Annotated in this window: 17 protein-coding genes, 1 pseudogene and 1 riboswitch; of the genes and pseudogenes, 17 read left to right on the top strand and 1 reads right to left on the bottom strand. The window is 71.3% G+C overall.

The features are described from left to right. From minC to ACH65_RS08185, 11 genes and pseudogenes are all read left to right on the top strand, one after another. Nucleotides 1-120: pseudogene (gene minC, locus ACH65_RS18895) on the top strand (septum site-determining protein MinC); the annotation flags it as partial. Between the two features lie 37 nt (nt 121-157). Beyond that, complete coding sequence (gene minD / locus ACH65_RS08225; protein ID WP_049622089.1) at nt 158-970, top strand: septum site-determining protein MinD; 813 nt, start codon at nt 158-160, stop codon at nt 968-970. Nucleotides 971-975: 5 nt separating this feature from the next. Beyond that, nucleotides 976-1,251, top strand: coding sequence for a cell division topological specificity factor MinE (gene minE, locus ACH65_RS08220; protein ID WP_049622088.1), 276 nt, complete (start codon nt 976-978; stop codon nt 1,249-1,251). Nucleotides 1,252-1,406: 155 nt separating this feature from the next. After that, a complete protein-coding gene (locus ACH65_RS08215) occupies nt 1,407-1,907 on the top strand; it encodes a hypothetical protein (protein ID WP_049622087.1) in 501 nt (166 codons plus the stop codon). Between the two features lie 22 nt (nt 1,908-1,929). Then, nucleotides 1,930-2,139 (top strand): hypothetical protein, encoded by a 210-nt coding sequence (locus tag ACH65_RS21090; protein ID WP_336884802.1) that lies wholly within the window; start codon nt 1,930-1,932, stop codon nt 2,137-2,139. Next, nucleotides 2,109-2,537, top strand: coding sequence for an HAD-IA family hydrolase (locus ACH65_RS08210; protein WP_336884801.1), 429 nt, complete (start codon nt 2,109-2,111; stop codon nt 2,535-2,537). Before ACH65_RS21090 ends, ACH65_RS08210 begins: the two co-directional genes overlap by 31 nt. Before the next feature lie 85 nt (nt 2,538-2,622). Further along, nucleotides 2,623-2,684: riboswitch (Fluoride riboswitch) on the top strand. A 66-nt stretch (nt 2,685-2,750) separates the two neighbouring features. Next, a complete protein-coding gene (crcB, locus tag ACH65_RS08205; RefSeq protein ID WP_153242525.1) occupies nt 2,751-3,140 on the top strand; it encodes a fluoride efflux transporter CrcB in 390 nt (129 codons plus the stop codon). A gap of 27 nt (nt 3,141-3,167) precedes the next feature. Then, nucleotides 3,168-3,494, top strand: coding sequence for a DUF190 domain-containing protein (locus ACH65_RS08200; RefSeq protein ID WP_049622086.1), 327 nt, complete (start codon nt 3,168-3,170; stop codon nt 3,492-3,494). A 131-nt stretch (nt 3,495-3,625) separates the two neighbouring features. After that, a complete protein-coding gene (cfa, locus tag ACH65_RS08195; protein WP_049622085.1) occupies nt 3,626-4,744 on the top strand; it encodes a cyclopropane fatty acyl phospholipid synthase in 1,119 nt (372 codons plus the stop codon). A 176-nt stretch (nt 4,745-4,920) separates the two neighbouring features. Further along, nucleotides 4,921-6,351 (top strand): MFS transporter, encoded by a 1,431-nt coding sequence (locus ACH65_RS08190; protein ID WP_049622084.1) that lies wholly within the window; start codon nt 4,921-4,923, stop codon nt 6,349-6,351. A gap of 106 nt (nt 6,352-6,457) precedes the next feature. After that, entirely contained in the window at nt 6,458-7,336 is an 879-nt protein-coding gene (locus ACH65_RS08185) for a TraB/GumN family protein (protein WP_049622083.1), read from the top strand. A 34-nt stretch (nt 7,337-7,370) separates the two neighbouring features. Here the strand turns inward: ACH65_RS08185 and ACH65_RS08180 are convergent, their stop codons facing one another. Continuing rightward, on the bottom strand, nt 7,371-8,228 hold the full coding sequence (locus ACH65_RS08180; RefSeq protein ID WP_049622082.1) for an N-formylglutamate amidohydrolase: 858 nt from the start codon (nt 8,226-8,228) through the stop codon (nt 7,371-7,373). Between the two features lie 170 nt (nt 8,229-8,398). Between ACH65_RS08180 and parC the strand changes: the two genes are divergently transcribed. The 6 genes from parC (at nt 8,399) to ACH65_RS08155 (ending at nt 15,770) form a co-directional block, all read left to right on the top strand. Further along, complete coding sequence (gene parC, locus ACH65_RS08175; protein ID WP_049622081.1) at nt 8,399-10,639, top strand: DNA topoisomerase IV subunit A; 2,241 nt, start codon at nt 8,399-8,401, stop codon at nt 10,637-10,639. Nucleotides 10,640-11,586: 947 nt separating this feature from the next. Beyond that, a complete protein-coding gene (locus ACH65_RS08170; RefSeq protein WP_049622080.1) occupies nt 11,587-11,910 on the top strand; it encodes a KGG domain-containing protein in 324 nt (107 codons plus the stop codon). Between the two features lie 18 nt (nt 11,911-11,928). Beyond that, the gene (locus ACH65_RS18890) at nt 11,929-12,513 is read left to right on the top strand and encodes a DUF4142 domain-containing protein (protein WP_082190205.1); all 585 of its coding nucleotides are present in this window, start codon (nt 11,929-11,931) and stop codon (nt 12,511-12,513) included. A 64-nt stretch (nt 12,514-12,577) separates the two neighbouring features. Beyond that, the gene (locus ACH65_RS18465; protein ID WP_053096215.1) at nt 12,578-13,546 is read left to right on the top strand and encodes a BON domain-containing protein; all 969 of its coding nucleotides are present in this window, start codon (nt 12,578-12,580) and stop codon (nt 13,544-13,546) included. A gap of 191 nt (nt 13,547-13,737) precedes the next feature. Next, nucleotides 13,738-15,078 (top strand): sigma-54-dependent transcriptional regulator, encoded by a 1,341-nt coding sequence (locus ACH65_RS08160; RefSeq protein WP_161805603.1) that lies wholly within the window; start codon nt 13,738-13,740, stop codon nt 15,076-15,078. Next, nucleotides 15,075-15,770: a hypothetical protein gene (locus ACH65_RS08155; RefSeq protein WP_049622078.1), complete on the top strand. Its 696-nt coding sequence runs from the start codon at nt 15,075-15,077 to the stop codon at nt 15,768-15,770. The genes ACH65_RS08160 and ACH65_RS08155 overlap by 4 nt, the downstream gene beginning before the upstream one ends. Nucleotides 15,771-15,799: the final 29 nt, after the last annotated feature.

Here is a 15,799-nt window from a genome sequence, read left to right as displayed (position 1 = left end):
GCCGAGCTGGTCGCCATCGCCGGGCACTACCGGGTGTTCGAACAGATTCCGAAGGACCTGGAGGGCCAGAGCGTGCAATGCTGGCTGGAAGGGGAAAAACTGCATATCGCCCGGCTGTGAACGGGCCCACTACAAAAGCATAAGCGGGAGATGAGCCTTGACTGAGATTATCGTTGTCACGTCCGGCAAGGGCGGCGTCGGCAAGACCACCACCAGCGCATCCCTGGCCACGGGCCTGGCGATGGCCGGCAAGAAGGTGGCGGTGATCGACTTCGACGTGGGCCTGCGCAACCTCGACCTGATCATGGGCTGCGAACGTCGCGTGGTGTACGACTTCGTCAACGTGATCCACGGCGAGGCCACGCTCAAGCAGTCGCTGATCAAGGACAAGCGCCACGAGAACCTCTACGTGCTGGCCGCCAGCCAGACCCGCGACAAGGACGCGCTGACCCAGGAAGGCGTGGAGAAGGTGCTCGACGAGCTGGGCAAGGAAGGCTTCGACTATGTGGTGTGCGACTCCCCCGCCGGCATCGAGAAGGGCGCCCACCTGGCGATGTACTTCGCCGACCACGCGGTGGTGGTGGTGAACCCCGAGGTGTCCTCGGTGCGCGACTCCGACCGCATCCTGGGCCTGCTCTCCAGCAAGACCCGCCGCGCCGAGCGCGGCGACGGCGCGATCGCCCAGCACCTGCTGCTGACCCGCTACAACCCCGCGCGCGTGGCGATCGGCGAGATGCTGAGCGTGAAGGACGTGGAGGAGATCCTGGGCATCAACGTGGTCGGCGTGATCCCCGAATCGGAGAACGTGCTGGCCGCCTCCAACGCCGGCGTGCCGGTGATCCTGGACGAGCAGTCCAACGCCGGCCACGCCTACCGCGACACCGTCGCCCGCATTCTCGGCGAGGAGCGTCCGCTGCGCTTCGTCGACGTGGCCAAGAAGGGCTTCTTCCAGCGCGTGTTCGGAGGTTGATCACGATGGGCATTCTCGATTTCCTGAAGCGCAAGCCGGAACCCACCGCGACCGTCGCCAAGGAACGCCTGCGCATCATCGTGGCGCAGGAGCGCTCCACCCGTGGCGCGCCCGACTACCTGCCGCTGCTGCGCAACGAGCTGCTCGAGGTGATCAAGAAATACGTCCACGTCGACATCGAGGCGATCAACATCAACGTCGAGCGCGACAGCGGGCACGAGGTGCTGGAACTCTCCGTGGCGCTGCCGGACGGCAAGCCCGCCACCTCGTCGGCGGGTTGAAACGAATCGTCGTTCCGGCGCAGGCCGGAGGCGCTTCACAACAGCGAAGCTGGTCATCCAGTCGCGACCGAGCAAAGCCGTGGAGCGGCATCGCCGCTCCGCACGCCCCGTCGCTGGATTCCGGCCCGCGCCGGAATGACGGGATATATCGCACCGTGAACACACCCGCCGCCGCCTTCTCCACTACCTCCGTCGACGTGCTGCGCCTGGCCGACATCGGCTTCGCGGCGCCCGCCGCCCTGCTCGCCCGCTACGGCCTCGCTCTGGAGCGCGTGGCGGATGGCGCGGCCATCCCCGGCAGCTTCTGGGGCGATGAGGAGGCCGGGCTGATCGGCAGCACCGTGTACGCCCGCACCGACACGCCGGTGCACTCGCTGCTGCACGAGGCCGGCCACCTGATCGTGCTGCCGCCGGAGCGCCGCGCCGCGGTGCACACCGACGCCACCGACTCGATCGAGGAAGAGGACGCCACCTGCTACCTGCAGATCGTGCTCGCCGACGAGCTGCCCGGCGTGGGCCGCGAGCGCCTGATGGCCGACATGGATGCCTGGGGCTACTCCTTCCGCCTGGGCTCCACCCGCGCCTGGTTCGAGCAGGACGCGGAGAACGCGCGCCGCTGGCTGGCCGAACGCCGGCTGCTGCCGGACGCGCGCTGACCTTCATCGCAGAGGATTGGCCATGGCGATCGACACCGTGATCTTCGACCTCGGCGGCGTGCTGATCGACTGGGACCCGCGCCGCCTCTACCGCCGGCTGTTCGACGAGGAGGCCGAGGTCGAGCATTTCCTCGCCACCGTCTGCACGCCCGCCTGGAGCAGGACGCCGGCCGGCCGCTGCGCGAGGCCACCGAGGCGCTGGTGGCCGAGCATCCGCGGCACGAGGCGCTGATCCGCGCCTACTACACGCACTGGCACGAGATGCTGGGCGGCGCCATCGAGGCCACCGTGGGCGTGCTGCGCGACCTGCGCGAGGCCGGCCGCTGCCGGCTGATCGCGCTCACCAACTGGTCGGCCGAGACCTTCCCGGTGGCGCTGGAGCGCTACGACTTCCTGCACTGGTTCGAGGGCATCGTGGTCTCCGGCGCCGAGCGCCTGGCCAAGCCCGATCCGGCCATCTACCGCCTGCTGTGCGAGCGCCACGGCGTGGTGCCGGCACGCGCGCTGTTCACCGACGACGCCCCGCGCAACATCGAGGCGGCCCGCGCGCTGGGCATGCACGCGGTGCCCTTCACCGGCGCCGACGCGCTGCGCGAGGCCCTCATCGACCACGGCCTGCTGCCCGCCTGATCGGACCGCGCCATTCCCGCTCCCCGCTCCCCGCTCCCCGCTCCCCGATTCCCGATTCCCGATTCCCAGCTCCCAAGCTAGACTCCCCACCCAGGGAGATGGCATTCCTCCTCGAACCGCCGCAAGGCTGATGATGCCTGGTCAACCCCACACGGGGCGGCTGGGCGTTCCCGCTTCCAGCCCGTCCGCCCCGCCAACCGAACCGGAGCCCGGATGCGCATGGATCTTCTCTCGCTACTCGCCGTCGGCGGCGGCGCTTTTCTCGGCGCGGTGCTGCGCTGGGTGCTCAGCCTGCTGCTCAACCCGCTGTTTCCCACCGTGCCGCTCGGCACGCTCGCCGCCAACCTGCTGGGCGGGCTGCTGATGGGCCTGGCGCTCGGCCTGTTCGCACAGTTCGACGCGCTCTCGCCCACCGCGCGGCTGTTCTTCACCACCGGTTTCCTCGGCGGGCTCACCACCTTCTCCACCTTCTCCGCCGAGACCACCACCCTGCTGCTGCGCCAGCAGTACGCCTGGACCCTCGCCATCGTGGCGCTGCACCTGTTCGGCAGCCTGCTGATGACGCTCGCCGGCATCGGCCTGGTGCGCGCCATCGCGCGCTGATCCGGCCCCGCTTTGGAGGACCACGCGATGAAAGGCTATTCGCTGCGTTTCTACATGGCCGAGAACCAGAAGCACCACGGCACGCTGTTGTACGAGTGGCTGCTGGAGCAGGCACGCCGGCTCGGCGTGCCTGGCGGCTCCGCCTTCAAGGCCATCGCCGGCTACGGCCGGCACGGCCAGATGCGCGAGGCGCACTTCTTCGAACTGGCGGGCGAGCAGACGGTGCTGGTGGAGTTCATCGTCGGCGAGGAGGAGGCCAGCACGCTGATCGAGATCGTGCGCGGCGACCATGCGCCGCTGTTCTGGGCGCGCTTCCCGGCCGAGTTCGGCGTGGTCGAGCCGAGACCCTCCTGACCGCAAGATTCCACGCGACGAAGGCCCGCCGGACGGGTGTAGGATCGGGCGCCATCGGGCGATCGCCAGGGACGCCGCCGCCGCGGCCGACGATCGTCCGCGCGTCTTTGGTCACAGCGATGGCGGAGCGAATGAGCGTCGAGTCACTGCAAGAGAAAGCACGAACCCTGCTGGCCCATGCCGGCATCCACATCAACGGCGACGGCCCCTGCGACCTGCGCGTGCACGACGAGCGCCTCTACGCGCGCGTGTTCGCCCACGGCTCGCTCGGCCTCGGCGAGGCCTACATGGACGGCTGGTGGGACTGCCAAGACCTGCCCGGCCTGTTCGCCCGCCTGCTCGGCTCGCACCTGGATCAGGAGCTGAAGACCCTCGACACCCTGCTCGCCCACCTGCGCGCCCGCTTCATCAACCTGCAGCGCGGCGAGCACGCCTACGAGATCGGCCGCGCCCACTACGACCTCGGCAACGACCTGTTCCAGGCCATGCTCGGCAAGCGGCTGGTGTACTCCTGCGGCTACTGGGCCGAGGCGACCAACCTCGACGACGCGCAGGAGGCCAAACTCGACCTGGTCTGCCGCAAGCTTAAGCTCAAGCCCGGCATGCGCGTGCTGGACATCGGCTGCGGCTGGGGCGAGGCGCTGAAGTTCGCCGCCGAGCGCTACGGCGTGGAGGGCGTGGGCGTCACCGTGTCGAAGGAGCAGGCCGAGTTCGCGCGCGCGCTGTGCGCGGGGCTGCCGATCGAGATCCGGCTGGAGGACTACCACGCGCTCGACGAGCGCTTCGACGCGGTGTTCTCCATCGGCATGTTCGAGCACGTCGGCGGCAAGAACTACCGCGGCTATTTCGAGACGGTGCGCCGCTGCCTCGCCCCGCAGGGGCTGTTCCTGCTGCACACCATCGGCAGCAACGAGTCGCCCGGCCGGCCGGACCCGTGGATCGAGAAGTACATCTTCCCCAACTCGGTGATCCCGGCCGCCAGCCAGGTCGCCACGGCGCTGGAAGGCCTGTTCGTGGTCGAGGACTGGCACAACTTCGGCCCCGACTACGACCGCACGCTCACCGCCTGGCAGGCCAACTTCGACGCCGCCTGGCCGGCGCTGTCGGCCAGCTACGACGAGCGCTTCCGGCGCATGTGGCACTTCTACCTCACCGTCTCCGCCGCCGTGTTCCGGAGTCGCCGCGACCAGCTGTGGCAACTCACGCTTAGCCCCGACGGCGTGCCGGGCGGCTACCGCGTGCCGCGCTGAGCGCCGCCCCGCTGTCGTAAGGAGCGCGCCGCCGCGCGAGCGCGGCGTGACGGCGTGCGCATCGGCCCGAAGCGGCGAGAAGCCGGCGCGCGCCGGCGCGCTCCTGCAACGGCATCGCCCTGCGATGACGGCCGAGCCTGCCTGCTTCTTCACATACGCCCCGCTAGCCTCGGCGCATGCCAGCACCACGACCCGACATCGTGGCGACCGACGTGCCCGCGCGGCTGGACCGGCTGCGCTGGGGGCGCTTCCACACCCTGGTGGTACTCGCGCTCGGCATCACCTGGGTGCTGGACGGGCTGGAGGTCACCGTCACCGGCGCGGTCGCCGGCGCGCTCAAATCCAGCCCGGTGCTGCACCTCACCGACGCGCAGGTGGGCCTGGCCGCCAGCTGCTACCTGGCCGGCGCGGTGGGCGGCGCGCTTGGCTTCGGCTGGCTCACCGACCGGTTCGGACGCAAGCGCCTGTTCAACGTGACGCTCGGCCTCTACCTGCTCGCCACCGCGGCGACCGCGTTCAGCCCCGGCTTCGGGATCTTCGCGCTGTGCCGCGCGCTGACCGGCGCCGGCATCGGCGGCGAGTACGCGGCGATCAACTCGGCCATCCAGGAGCTGGTGCCCGCGCGCTACCGCGGCCGCACCGACCTCGCCATCAACGGCAGCTTCTGGCTGGGCGCGGCGCTGGGCGCGCTCGGCGCGGTGCTGCTGCTCGACCCGCGCCACCTGCGGCCGGAGCTGGGCTGGCGACTGGCCTTCGGCATCGGCGCCGTGCTGGGCCTGGGCATCCTGTGGCTGCGCCGCTACGTGCCGGAGAGCCCGCGCTGGCTGATGCTGCACGGCCGCCTCGGCGAGGCCGAGCGCATCCTGGAAGACATCGAGCGGCAGGCCGGCGCCCCGGTGCTGGAAGCCACGCTGCCCCGGCTGCGCCTGCGGCCGCGCCCGCTGCGGCCGTCGGACCTGGCGCGCACCCTGCTGCGCGCCTACCCGCAGCGCACCGCGGTCACGGTGGTGCTGATGGCGGCGCAGGCGTTCTTCTACAACGCGATCTTCTTCACCTACGCGCTGGTGCTCGGGCGCTTTTTCGGCGTGGCGGACGAGCGCGTGGGGCTGTTCCTGCTGCCCTTCGCGCTGGGCAACTTCCTCGGCCCGCTGCTGCTGGGCCGCTGGTTCGACCTGCTGGGCAGGCGGCCGATGATCGCCGGCACCTATGCGCTGTCCGGCCTGCTGCTGGCGCTCACCGCGTGGCTGTTCCGGTTCGGCTGGCTCGATGCATCGGGCATGACGCTGTGCTGGAGCGTGGTGTTCTTCTTCGCCTCCGCCGCGGCCAGTTCGGCCTACCTCACCGCCAGCGAGAGCTTTCCGCTGGAATTGCGCGCGATGGCGATCGCGCTGTTCTACGCCTTCGGCACCGCGGTGGGCGGCGTGGCGGGGCCGTGGCTGTTCGGCGCGCTGGTGGGCAGCGGGCGGCGCGAGGCGATCGCCTGGGGCTATGCCTTCGGCGCCGTGCTGATGCTGGTCGCCGCCGCCGTGGCCTGGCGCTGGGGCCTCGCCGCCGAACGGCGGCCGCTGGAGCACGTGGCGCGGCCGCTTTCGCACGAGGACGAATGACGCCCGCCGCATGGCGTGCCAGCCGCGCCCGCCGCTCCGATATGCTCAAGGGCGACACCCACCGGGCGGACGCACGACACGGCCGCCCGCGCCGCCAGGACCACGCATGAAACGCCCGCGCCTGCTCGCCGCACTCGCCTGCCTCGCCCTGCTCCTCGCCGCGCCGCTCGGCGCGCGCCCCGCGCTGTGGACGGTGAAGGATGCCGACACCACCATCTACCTGTTCGGCACCGTGCACCTGCTGCCCCACGACGCCGACTGGCACTACCCCGCGCTGGACCAGGCCCTGGCCGCGAGCCGCGCGCTGTACATCGAGCTGACCGACGACGGCCAGGCCAACATGACCGCGCTGGTGCTGCGCTACGGCCTGGACCCTTCGCACCCGCTGTCGGCCCAGCTGAGCCAGGCCGACCAGGGCCGGCTGGCGCGCGCGGCGCAGCTCGCCAACGTGCCCGGCGGCAGCGGCGCGCTGAACATCATGCGGCCCTGGCTGGCCGCGCTGACCCTGGCGGTGGCGCCGCTGACCCAGGCCGGCCTCGATCCCGCCCTGGGCGTGGACAAGCAGCTGCGCGCGGCGGCGGAGAAGGCCGGCAAGCCGGTCGAGGGGCTGGAAAGCGCCGAGCAGCAGATCCGCTTCCTCGCCGACATGCCGAGCGCGCTGCAACTCGCCCTGCTGCGCGCCACCCTGCACGACACCGACCGCGCCAAGGTCGAGCTGAAGGCCTTGATCGAGGCCTGGAAGCGCGGCGACGACGCGGCCATCGCCCGGCTGGAGAACGACACCCTGCGCAAGGAGGAGCCGCAGCTCTACCAGCGCCTGCTGGTGACCCGCAACGAGGACTGGGCCCGGCGCATCAAGGCCATGCTGGACCGGCCCGGCACCGTCTTCATCGCCGTGGGCGCGGCGCACCTGGCCGGGCCGGACAGCGTGCAGGCGCAGCTCGGCAAGCTGGGCGTTGCGGCGACGCGCGAGCAGGCGCCATGAAGGCCGCGTGGGTCGCCACGGCGGCCCGCTCCGCTCAAGCCGGCTCGCGGCGGTGTATCGCGCCGGCCAGGGCCGGCGCGTCGCCCACCTGGATGAGCCCCGCCCGCCGCGCCGCCTCCACCAGCCACGCGGCGATGCGCTCGCCCCACTCGCGCTGCCCGGCCTCGTCGGCGATCAGGTCCTGGCGCACCTCCAGCTCCACGTGCGGCAGGCCACGACGCTCGCCGTACACCGGGATGGCGTAGTCGGAAGCGTCGCTCACCGCGTAGGGCTGGTTGTCGCCCACGGTCCAGCGGCCGTCCTCGCGCATGAGCGCGAGCAGCGCGTGGGCGAGGCGCGCGTCGCGCTGGTAGAGCACACCGAGCTGCCACGCCCGCTCCTCGTCCAGGTAGACCGGCGTGAAACTGTGCACGGTGACCAGGATGGTCGGCCGGCCCAGGGCCGCGCGCCGGTCCAGCTCATCCTCGGTGCGCCGGTGGTAGGGCAGGAAGATCTCCTCGCGCCGCGCGGCGACGGCGGCGGCATCGAGGTCGCGATTGCCGGGCACGTCGGTGCGCTCGCTGCGCAGGGGGATCGAGGTCGGCGATTCGAACGGCCGGTTGCAGTCGATCACCAGGCGCGAATAGGTCTGGCAGATCAGCCACGCATCGAGCCGCCCGGCGAGCACGCGGGCCAGGCCTTCGGCACCGATGTCCCAGGCGATGTGGCGTTCCAGCTCGCTGGCCGGCAGGCCGAGCGCGCGCAGGCGCCGCGGGACGAGCCTGCCGGCGTGGTCGCAGGTGAGGAAGAACGGCGAGCCCGCGTCGGGCCGGTGGACGGTGAACGGCGCGGGCTCGTCGTCGGCGAGCAGGCGCCGGACGGCATCGGAATGGGGTTCGGCGGAATCGGGCATGGCGAAGTGGGCGCGGGAACCGGGGCCGCTCCATGCTAGCGCCTGGCGGCCCCGGCCGCAGGACTCGGGCGATGCACGGGACGGGCCCCGGCGCAACCTGTCCCCCTCGGGCCGCTTCTGGCACCATCGTCCGGTTGTCGGCGCGCCATGGCGCCCAGTGGAACCGCACGATGAACCTGCAAGCCAATTACGAACAGATCCCGCTCAAGGAATACGCCGAGCGTGCCTACCTCGACTACTCGATGTACGTGGTGCTCGACCGCGCCCTGCCCTTCGTGGGCGACGGCTTAAAGCCCGTGCAGCGGCGCATCGTCTACGCGATGAGCGAGCTGGGGCTCAATGCCGCGGCCAAGCCGAAGAAGTCCGCGCGCACTGTGGGCGACGTGATCGGCAAGTTCCATCCGCACGGCGACAGCGCCTGCTACGAGGCGATGGTGCTGATGGCGCAGCCGTTCTCGTACCGCTACCCGCTGATCGACGGCCAGGGCAACTTCGGCTCGCCGGACGATCCGAAGAGCTTCGCGGCGATGCGCTACACCGAGTCCAAGCTCAACCCGATCGCCGACGTGCTGCTGGGCGAGCTGGCGCACGGCACGGTGGACTGGGTGCCCAACTTCGACGGCACGCTGGAGGAGCCGAGCTGGCTGCCCTCGCGCCTGCCGCACGTGCTGCTCAACGGCTCCATGGGCATCGCCGTGGGCATGGCCACCGACATCCCGCCGCACAACCTGCGCGAGGTCGCCTCCGCCTGCATCCGCCTGATCGACGACCCGGACGCCACCGTCGCCGACCTCGCCGAGCACGTGCCGGGCCCGGACTACCCGACCGAGGCGGAGATCATCACCCCGCGCAACGAACTGCTGCTGATCTACCAGACCGGCACCGGCTCGGTGCGCGCCCGCGCGGTGTACCGGCAGGAAGACGGCAACATCGTGATCACCGCGCTGCCGCACCAGGTCAGCCCGTCCAAGATCCTCGAGCAGATCGCCGCGCAGATGCGCGCCAAGAAGCTGCCGATGCTGGAGGACCTGCGCGACGAGTCCGACCACGAGAACCCGATCCGCCTGGTGCTGGTGCCGCGCTCCAACCGCGTCGACACCGGCGAGATGATGCAGCACCTGTTCGCCACCACGGACCTGGAGAAGAGCTTCCGCGTCAACCTCAACATGATCGGCCTGGACGGCCGGCCGCAGGTGAAGGACTTAAAGCGCATCCTGAGCGAGTGGCTGAAGTTCCGCGTCGACACGGTGACGCGCCGCCTCGAGCACCGCCTCGGCAAGGTCGAGCGCCGCCTGCATCTGCTGGAAGGCCTGCGCATCGCCTACCTCAACCTCGACGAGGTGATCCGCATCATCCGCACCGAGGAAGAACCCAAGCCGGTGCTGATGGCGCGCTTCGGCCTCAGCGAGGAGCAGACCGACTACATCCTGGAAACCCGCCTGCGCCAGCTGGCGCGGCTGGAAGAGATGAAGATCAACGGCGAGCGCGACCAGCTGGAAGAGGAGCGCGCGCGCATCAACGTGCTGCTGAAGTCGCCGGCCAAGCTCAAGGGCCTGATCAAGGAAGAGCTGCGCGCCGACGCCGCCAAGCACGGCGACGACCGCCGCTCGCCACTGGTCCAGCGCGAGGCCGCGCAGGCGCTGGACGAGAGCGCGCTGGTGCCGAGCGAACCGGTCACCGTGGTGCTGTCGCAGAAGGGCTGGATCCGCGCCGCCAAGGGCCACGACGTGGACGCCGAGGGCCTCTCCTACCGCGAAGGCGACGGCCTGCTCGCCGCGGTGCGCGCGCGCACCACCCAGCAGGTGGCGGTGATCGACTCCACCGGCCGCAGCTACTCCACCCCCGCCCACACCCTGCCCTCCGCGCGCGGCAACGGCGACCCGCTCACCGGCCGCTTCAGCCCGCCGGCGGGCGCCCGCTTCGACGCGCTGGTCGCCGCCGACAACGACACCCGGCTGGTGCTCGCCAGCGACTTCGGCTACGGCTTCGTGACCCGCTTCGAGGCGCTCACCGGCCGCAACAAGGCCGGCAAGCAGATCATCACCCTGGGCGATGGCGCCCGCGTGCTGGCACCGCAGGTCAGCGCCGACCCGGCGCGCGACCGCATCGTGGTGGTCACCACCGAGGGCCACCTGCTGATGTTCTCGGTGGCCGAACTGCCGGAACTGGACAAGGGCAAGGGCAACAAGCTGATCGAGGTGCCCAAGGCCAGGCTCGCCAGCGGCGAGGAGCGCGTGGCGGGCATCGCGGTGGTGGCCGAGGGCAAGGGCGAGGTCACGCTCTACGCCGGCCAGCGCAAGCTCACGCTGAAGTGGTCGGACCTGGTCGAATACGGCGGCAGCCGCGCCACCCGCGGCGGCTTGCTGCCGCGCGGGCTGCGGCGGGTGGAGCGGATCGAGACGACGGGCTGATCCGCGAGGGATGCCGTGGCGGGGCTGATGATTGGCCGCGCGGCCTGATCGATGCCGTTGCTTGGTTGGCCGCGGGCCCGCGAGCGATCCACCGATGGCGGCGGCGGTACGGGCCGCGCCATGGGGCACGCTTCCACGCCTCCTCACGCCTTACGGAAGGCGGCTCCTTGGCTTTTCTCCCGCTCCCCGGCGGGGAGAGGGTCGGGGTGAGGGGCCGGTGCTCGCGGGAACGCCCCCTATCCCGCTCTTGTTCGGCCACTCTTGCTCGGCCGCTTTCGCTTGTCGTTCCGGCGTAGGCAGGACAAATGCGCAGAACGTCCGAAGAACGTCCCCGCAGGGGCGAGCGGAGCGAGTCACCCGGTACCGCGCATTTCGCTTCAAACCCAGGCGTACGGCGCTGGGTGACCCGCTTCGCTGTTCTGTTGTGAAGCGCCTCCGGCCTACGCCGGAACGACAAGGCAAGAGCGGCGAGCAAGAGCAGAGTCGCTGCGTTCCCGCACACCCATGGCTACCGCAAGACGCGCTCCATGGCTCCAGCCCGTCGACGGCAAGATCGCGAACAGGCTCAGAGGCGTGAGCCCTGGTTCGCGGCATTCCTCCGGCTTGCCGTTGGCCACCGCGACACAGCGATGGCCGGTGATCGCCTCCGGCGACAGCGCTCCTTCTTCGCATGCGTTGGAGCGTCCGCGGATGCGTTAGAGCGCCACGCCCTCGCGGCACCCGCGGCCCCATGCTCCCCGCCGGTAGTTCTTTCCGGCGCCGGTAAATAGTGCCGAGCCCGCCGTTGCGGCGGCGCGCCCCCAGCTCTTCCAAACCGCGCCCCGATGCGGTCCGGCACCCCGCTTCAGCGCGACGAACCCATGGCATGGATGTTGCGATCCGCCCTAGCACCGCATGCGGTGCGCCGGCCCTGCGCCGGCGTCCTTCACTCAGCGGAGAACCCCGCCATGGCCACCAACACCCAGCAAGGCACCGGCTCCGGCACCAGCAACCGGGGCTTCGCCGGCATGAAGCCGGAGCGTCAGCGCGAGATCGCCAGCGAAGGCGGCCGTGCGGCGCACGCCAGCGGCAACGCGCACGAGTTCGACTCGGAGGAAGCCCGCCGCGCCGGACAGAAAGGTGGCGAGGCGGTCAGCCAAAACCGTGAGCACATGGCCACCATCGGGCGCAAGGGCGGCGAGCGCAGCCACGGCGGCACCACGCGGCGCACCAAGCGCACCGACCAGGACACCGGCAGCACCGGCAGCACCGGCAACGCCGGCAACGAGTGAACCCGCGCTTCGCGCACCTTGCCCGCAGCGCTCCGCAGCACCGTCAAGGAGAACCGCCATGCCGCATCGCATCCGCTGGATCGCCACCCTGACCCTGCCGCAATCGCCGCCCGACGTGAGCAGCGCCAGCCACCGCTCTTCGTGGCGACGGCCTCCGCCGACGGCGCGGCCGAAGTCGAACTGGGACAGCTCGCGCTGCAGACATCCAGCTCGGCCGGCGTGAAGCAGATGGCGCAGCGGATCATCGACGACCACACCCGCGCCAACCGCGAGCTTGCCGGGCTCGCCGGCCGCAAGCAACTGACGCCGGCCAGCCACCCCGACGCCGCCGCGCAGGCCACGGCCCGGCGCCTGCAGGCGCTGGACGGCGTCGCCTTCGACCGTGCCTATGCCGGCGAAATGGTGAAGGATCGAGCGGACCTCCACCGGCAACGGCAACCGCGACCTCAGGCGCTTCGTCGCCGACACCCTGCCGGCGCTCAGGCACCACCTGCAGATGGCCCGTGCGCTGGCCGGCAACGGGCACGGCGAGACGGCGCCGGAGGAACGCTCCGCGCCGCGCGACATACACGACAGCGGCAACGCCCGGCCCATGGGCGTTGAGTTCTCGGCGCGGCAAGTGCCGGCAGTGTCCTTTCCCCACCACGCACATGCTCAGGAGAACCCCATGAACCATCGTTACAACCCCTCCTCGCCACGGGACGAATTCAGCCGCCGGGAAAGCCAGCAAGGCCACCAGGGCTACGGCCGGCAGCAGGGCGACGACTTCGAGGCTCAGCGCTGGGAGCGCGACTACGAGCCGGGCCAGTCGCCCGAGCGTGAGCCCTACCGCGGCCGCGCCTCGGCCTCGGAACGTGGCTACAGCGAATATGGACAGGACTACGATTCGCCCTGGGGCGAATCGGGCGCCATGCGCGGCGGCAGTTACGGCCAGCGCTACGGCGGCGAAGGCGGCTCCCGCGGGCAGCCCGGCGGCTACGGCGGGCGGCAGGGCTACGGCGGCCAGCACGGCGGCTACGGCCAGGGCCGCTTCAGCCACAGCCAGTCCAGCCATGGCTGGTACGGCGGCCAGCGCGAAGAGCCCTGGCAGGGCCAGGGCGGCGGCTGGCAGAACCTGGGCTGGCAGGATCAGGGCGGCGACGACCTGCGCTACGTCGGCGGCCGCGAGTCCGGCGGGCGCGGCGGCGAGCAGCGCTACGGCGGCGAGTACCAGGCCGGCCGCTACGGCGGCATGGGCGGCGGCATGGGCCAAGGCCAGGAGATGGGCCAAGGCATGGGCGGCGGGATGGGCCGCAACCTTCGCGGCAAGGGCCCCAAGGGCTACCAGCGCTCCGACGAGCGCATCCGCGAGGACGTCTGCGAACGGCTCAGCGACGATCCGGAGATCGACGCCAGCGAGGTCGAGGTGCAGGTGAAGCAGGGCAACGTGACCCTGCAGGGCGAGGTGCCCTCGCGCTACATGAAGCACCGCGCCGAGGACTGCGCCGACGCCTGCAGCGGCGTGAAGGACGTCGACAACCGCATCCACATCAGCGCATCCGCCACCGGCGAGGCGCAGGGCGCGACGCTGCGTGGCGAAGGCCCGCGCAGCGGCATGGGCGCCACGCCCGGCGGCGGCACCGGCAAGCCCAGCTGAGGGGTGGACCGGGAAGCGGACGGCCTGCCGGCGGAAAGACGGGCGCCGGCAGGCCGGGAGCGTGCGGGGCCGTTTCTCGACGGCGCCTAGACTTCCTTGCGGGCATGCTTCATCGGCCAAACCCCGCTCATACCCGTCGCGCCGCATTCTGGGAAAGGTCGCAAGACGGGGGCCACGTTTCAGGAGCCCGCATGCGCCGTGCCATCCCAACCGTCTTGTTGGTCGACGATGATCAGGACTTCTTGAACTCCGCCTCGGCCTACGCCCGCCTGCGCGGCTGCGAAGTGTCCGTGGCCTCCACCCTCAAGGACGCCGCCCGGCTGGTGAGCGAGGCGCGCCTGCCCGACCTGATGCTGCTCGACATCGGCCTGCCCGACGGCAACGGCCTGGACCTGCTCGAACGCATGCCCGCGGACAGCCGCAGCCGCGTGGTGGTGGTCACCGGCAACCCCAGCGTGGACACCGCCCTGCACGCGATGCGCCACGACATCATGGACTACGTGGTCAAGCCGGTGGAGCAACGCCGCCTCGACGCGCTGCTGGAGCGCGCCAGCGTGCACGCCAGCGCCCGCCTCGACGTGCCCGGCGAACCGGAGAGCTGCGGCGGCCTGCTCGGCAACACGCCGGCCATGCGCAAGCTGTTCCGCATGATCCGGCGGGTGGCGCCGCTGGAGAACACCGTGCTGCTGTTCGGCGAGAGCGGCACCGGCAAGGAACTGGCCGCGCGCGCCATCCACGACTTGAGCGGCCGGCCCGGCGCCTTCGTGGCGGTGAACTGCGGCGCGGTGGCGCCGGAGCTGCTCGGCAGCCAGCTGTTCGGCCACGAGCGCGGCAGCTTCACCGGCGCCGTGCGCGACCACGCCGGCTACTTCGAGCAGGCCCAGCACGGCACGCTGTTCCTGGACGAATGCACCGAGATGCCGCCCTCGCTGCAGACCTACCTGCTGCGCGTGCTGGAGAGCAAGAACGTGACGCGGCTGGGCTCCAGTGCCCGCCGCACGCTGGATGTGCGCGTGGTGGCCGCCTGCAACCGCAACCCCGCCGAGGCGGTGCGCGACGGCGCGCTGCGCGCGGACCTCTACTACCGCCTGTCGGACTTCCCGCTGCTGATGCCGCCGCTGCGCGAGCGCGTCGCGGACATCCCGCTGCTGGCCGAGCGCTTCCTGGCCCAACTGAACGCGCAGTACCGCACCGCGCACACGCTCTCCGCCGCGTCGATGGAACGGCTGCTGGCGCACGGCTGGCACGGCAACGTGCGCGAGCTGCAGCACGTGATCAACCGCGCCTACGTGCTGGCCGAGAACGGCATGCTGGAGGCGATGCCCGCGCACCCGCCCGGCTGGGCGGCCGGCGACAGCGCCATCCTGGTCGGCCAGACGCTGGAAGAGATCGAGAAGCGCGCCATCCTCACCGCGCTCGACCGCTACAACAACGACAAGACCCGCGCCGCCAAGGCGCTGGGCATCAGCGTGAAGACGATCTACAACAAGCTCACGCGCTACCGCGAGGGCACCGGCCCCGGCCAGACGTGACCGCCGGCGCCGGTCCGCCGTGGGAACGCGCCCTGCACCTGGCGGCCGCCCGCGCCCTGCGCGCCGGCACCGCCGCGCATGCCACCCATGAACTGCTGGCGACCGCCGCGCAGGCACTCGCCGCACCGCTGGCGGTGCTGTTCGAGTTCGCGGACACGCAGCACGGTCCGCACCTGCTCGGCCTGTACGACCCCGAACACCGCCTGCGCGGCGGCGACATCGCCTCGGCCGAGATCCACGCCGCGCGCGCGAGCGCCCGCGCATGCCGCTGGCGCCGCACCGAAGCCCCCCGCTGGTTCGAGCCCGAAGGCCTGCTCGACGGCTGGGCCGTCCGCCTGCCCGCCTCGCACGCGGGCGCGCCCGTGGTGTTCGCGCTCTATGCGCGGCTGCCGCTGGCCACGCTGCCCAAGGCGCGCTTCTTCCACGCCGTGGCCGCCTGGCTCGCCGCCGTGCAGGCACGCCCCGCCCCGGCCGACGAGGCCACCGCCGTTCCGGACGGCCTGATCGCTTCCGGCTGGCTGCACCGGCTCAACAACCGGCTGGGCGTGATCGCCATGCAGGCCGACATCGGCCGCCTGCACGCCCGGCAGCGCGAGGACAAGGAACTGGAAGCGGTGTTCGAGCAGATCGCCGCCTACTGCATCCAGTGCTCGGTGGAGGCGCGCCTGCTCGATACCGGCCGCGGCACTTGAGCGAAGGCGACGGATTTCGCCGCGCCAAT

Origin of the sequence: Frateuria defendens (genome assembly GCF_001182895.1) — a bacterium.
In the GTDB taxonomy this organism is placed as follows: Bacteria; Pseudomonadota; Gammaproteobacteria; order Xanthomonadales; family Rhodanobacteraceae; genus Frateuria_B; species Frateuria_B defendens.
This window is presented reverse-complemented; position numbering and strand designations above follow the sequence as displayed.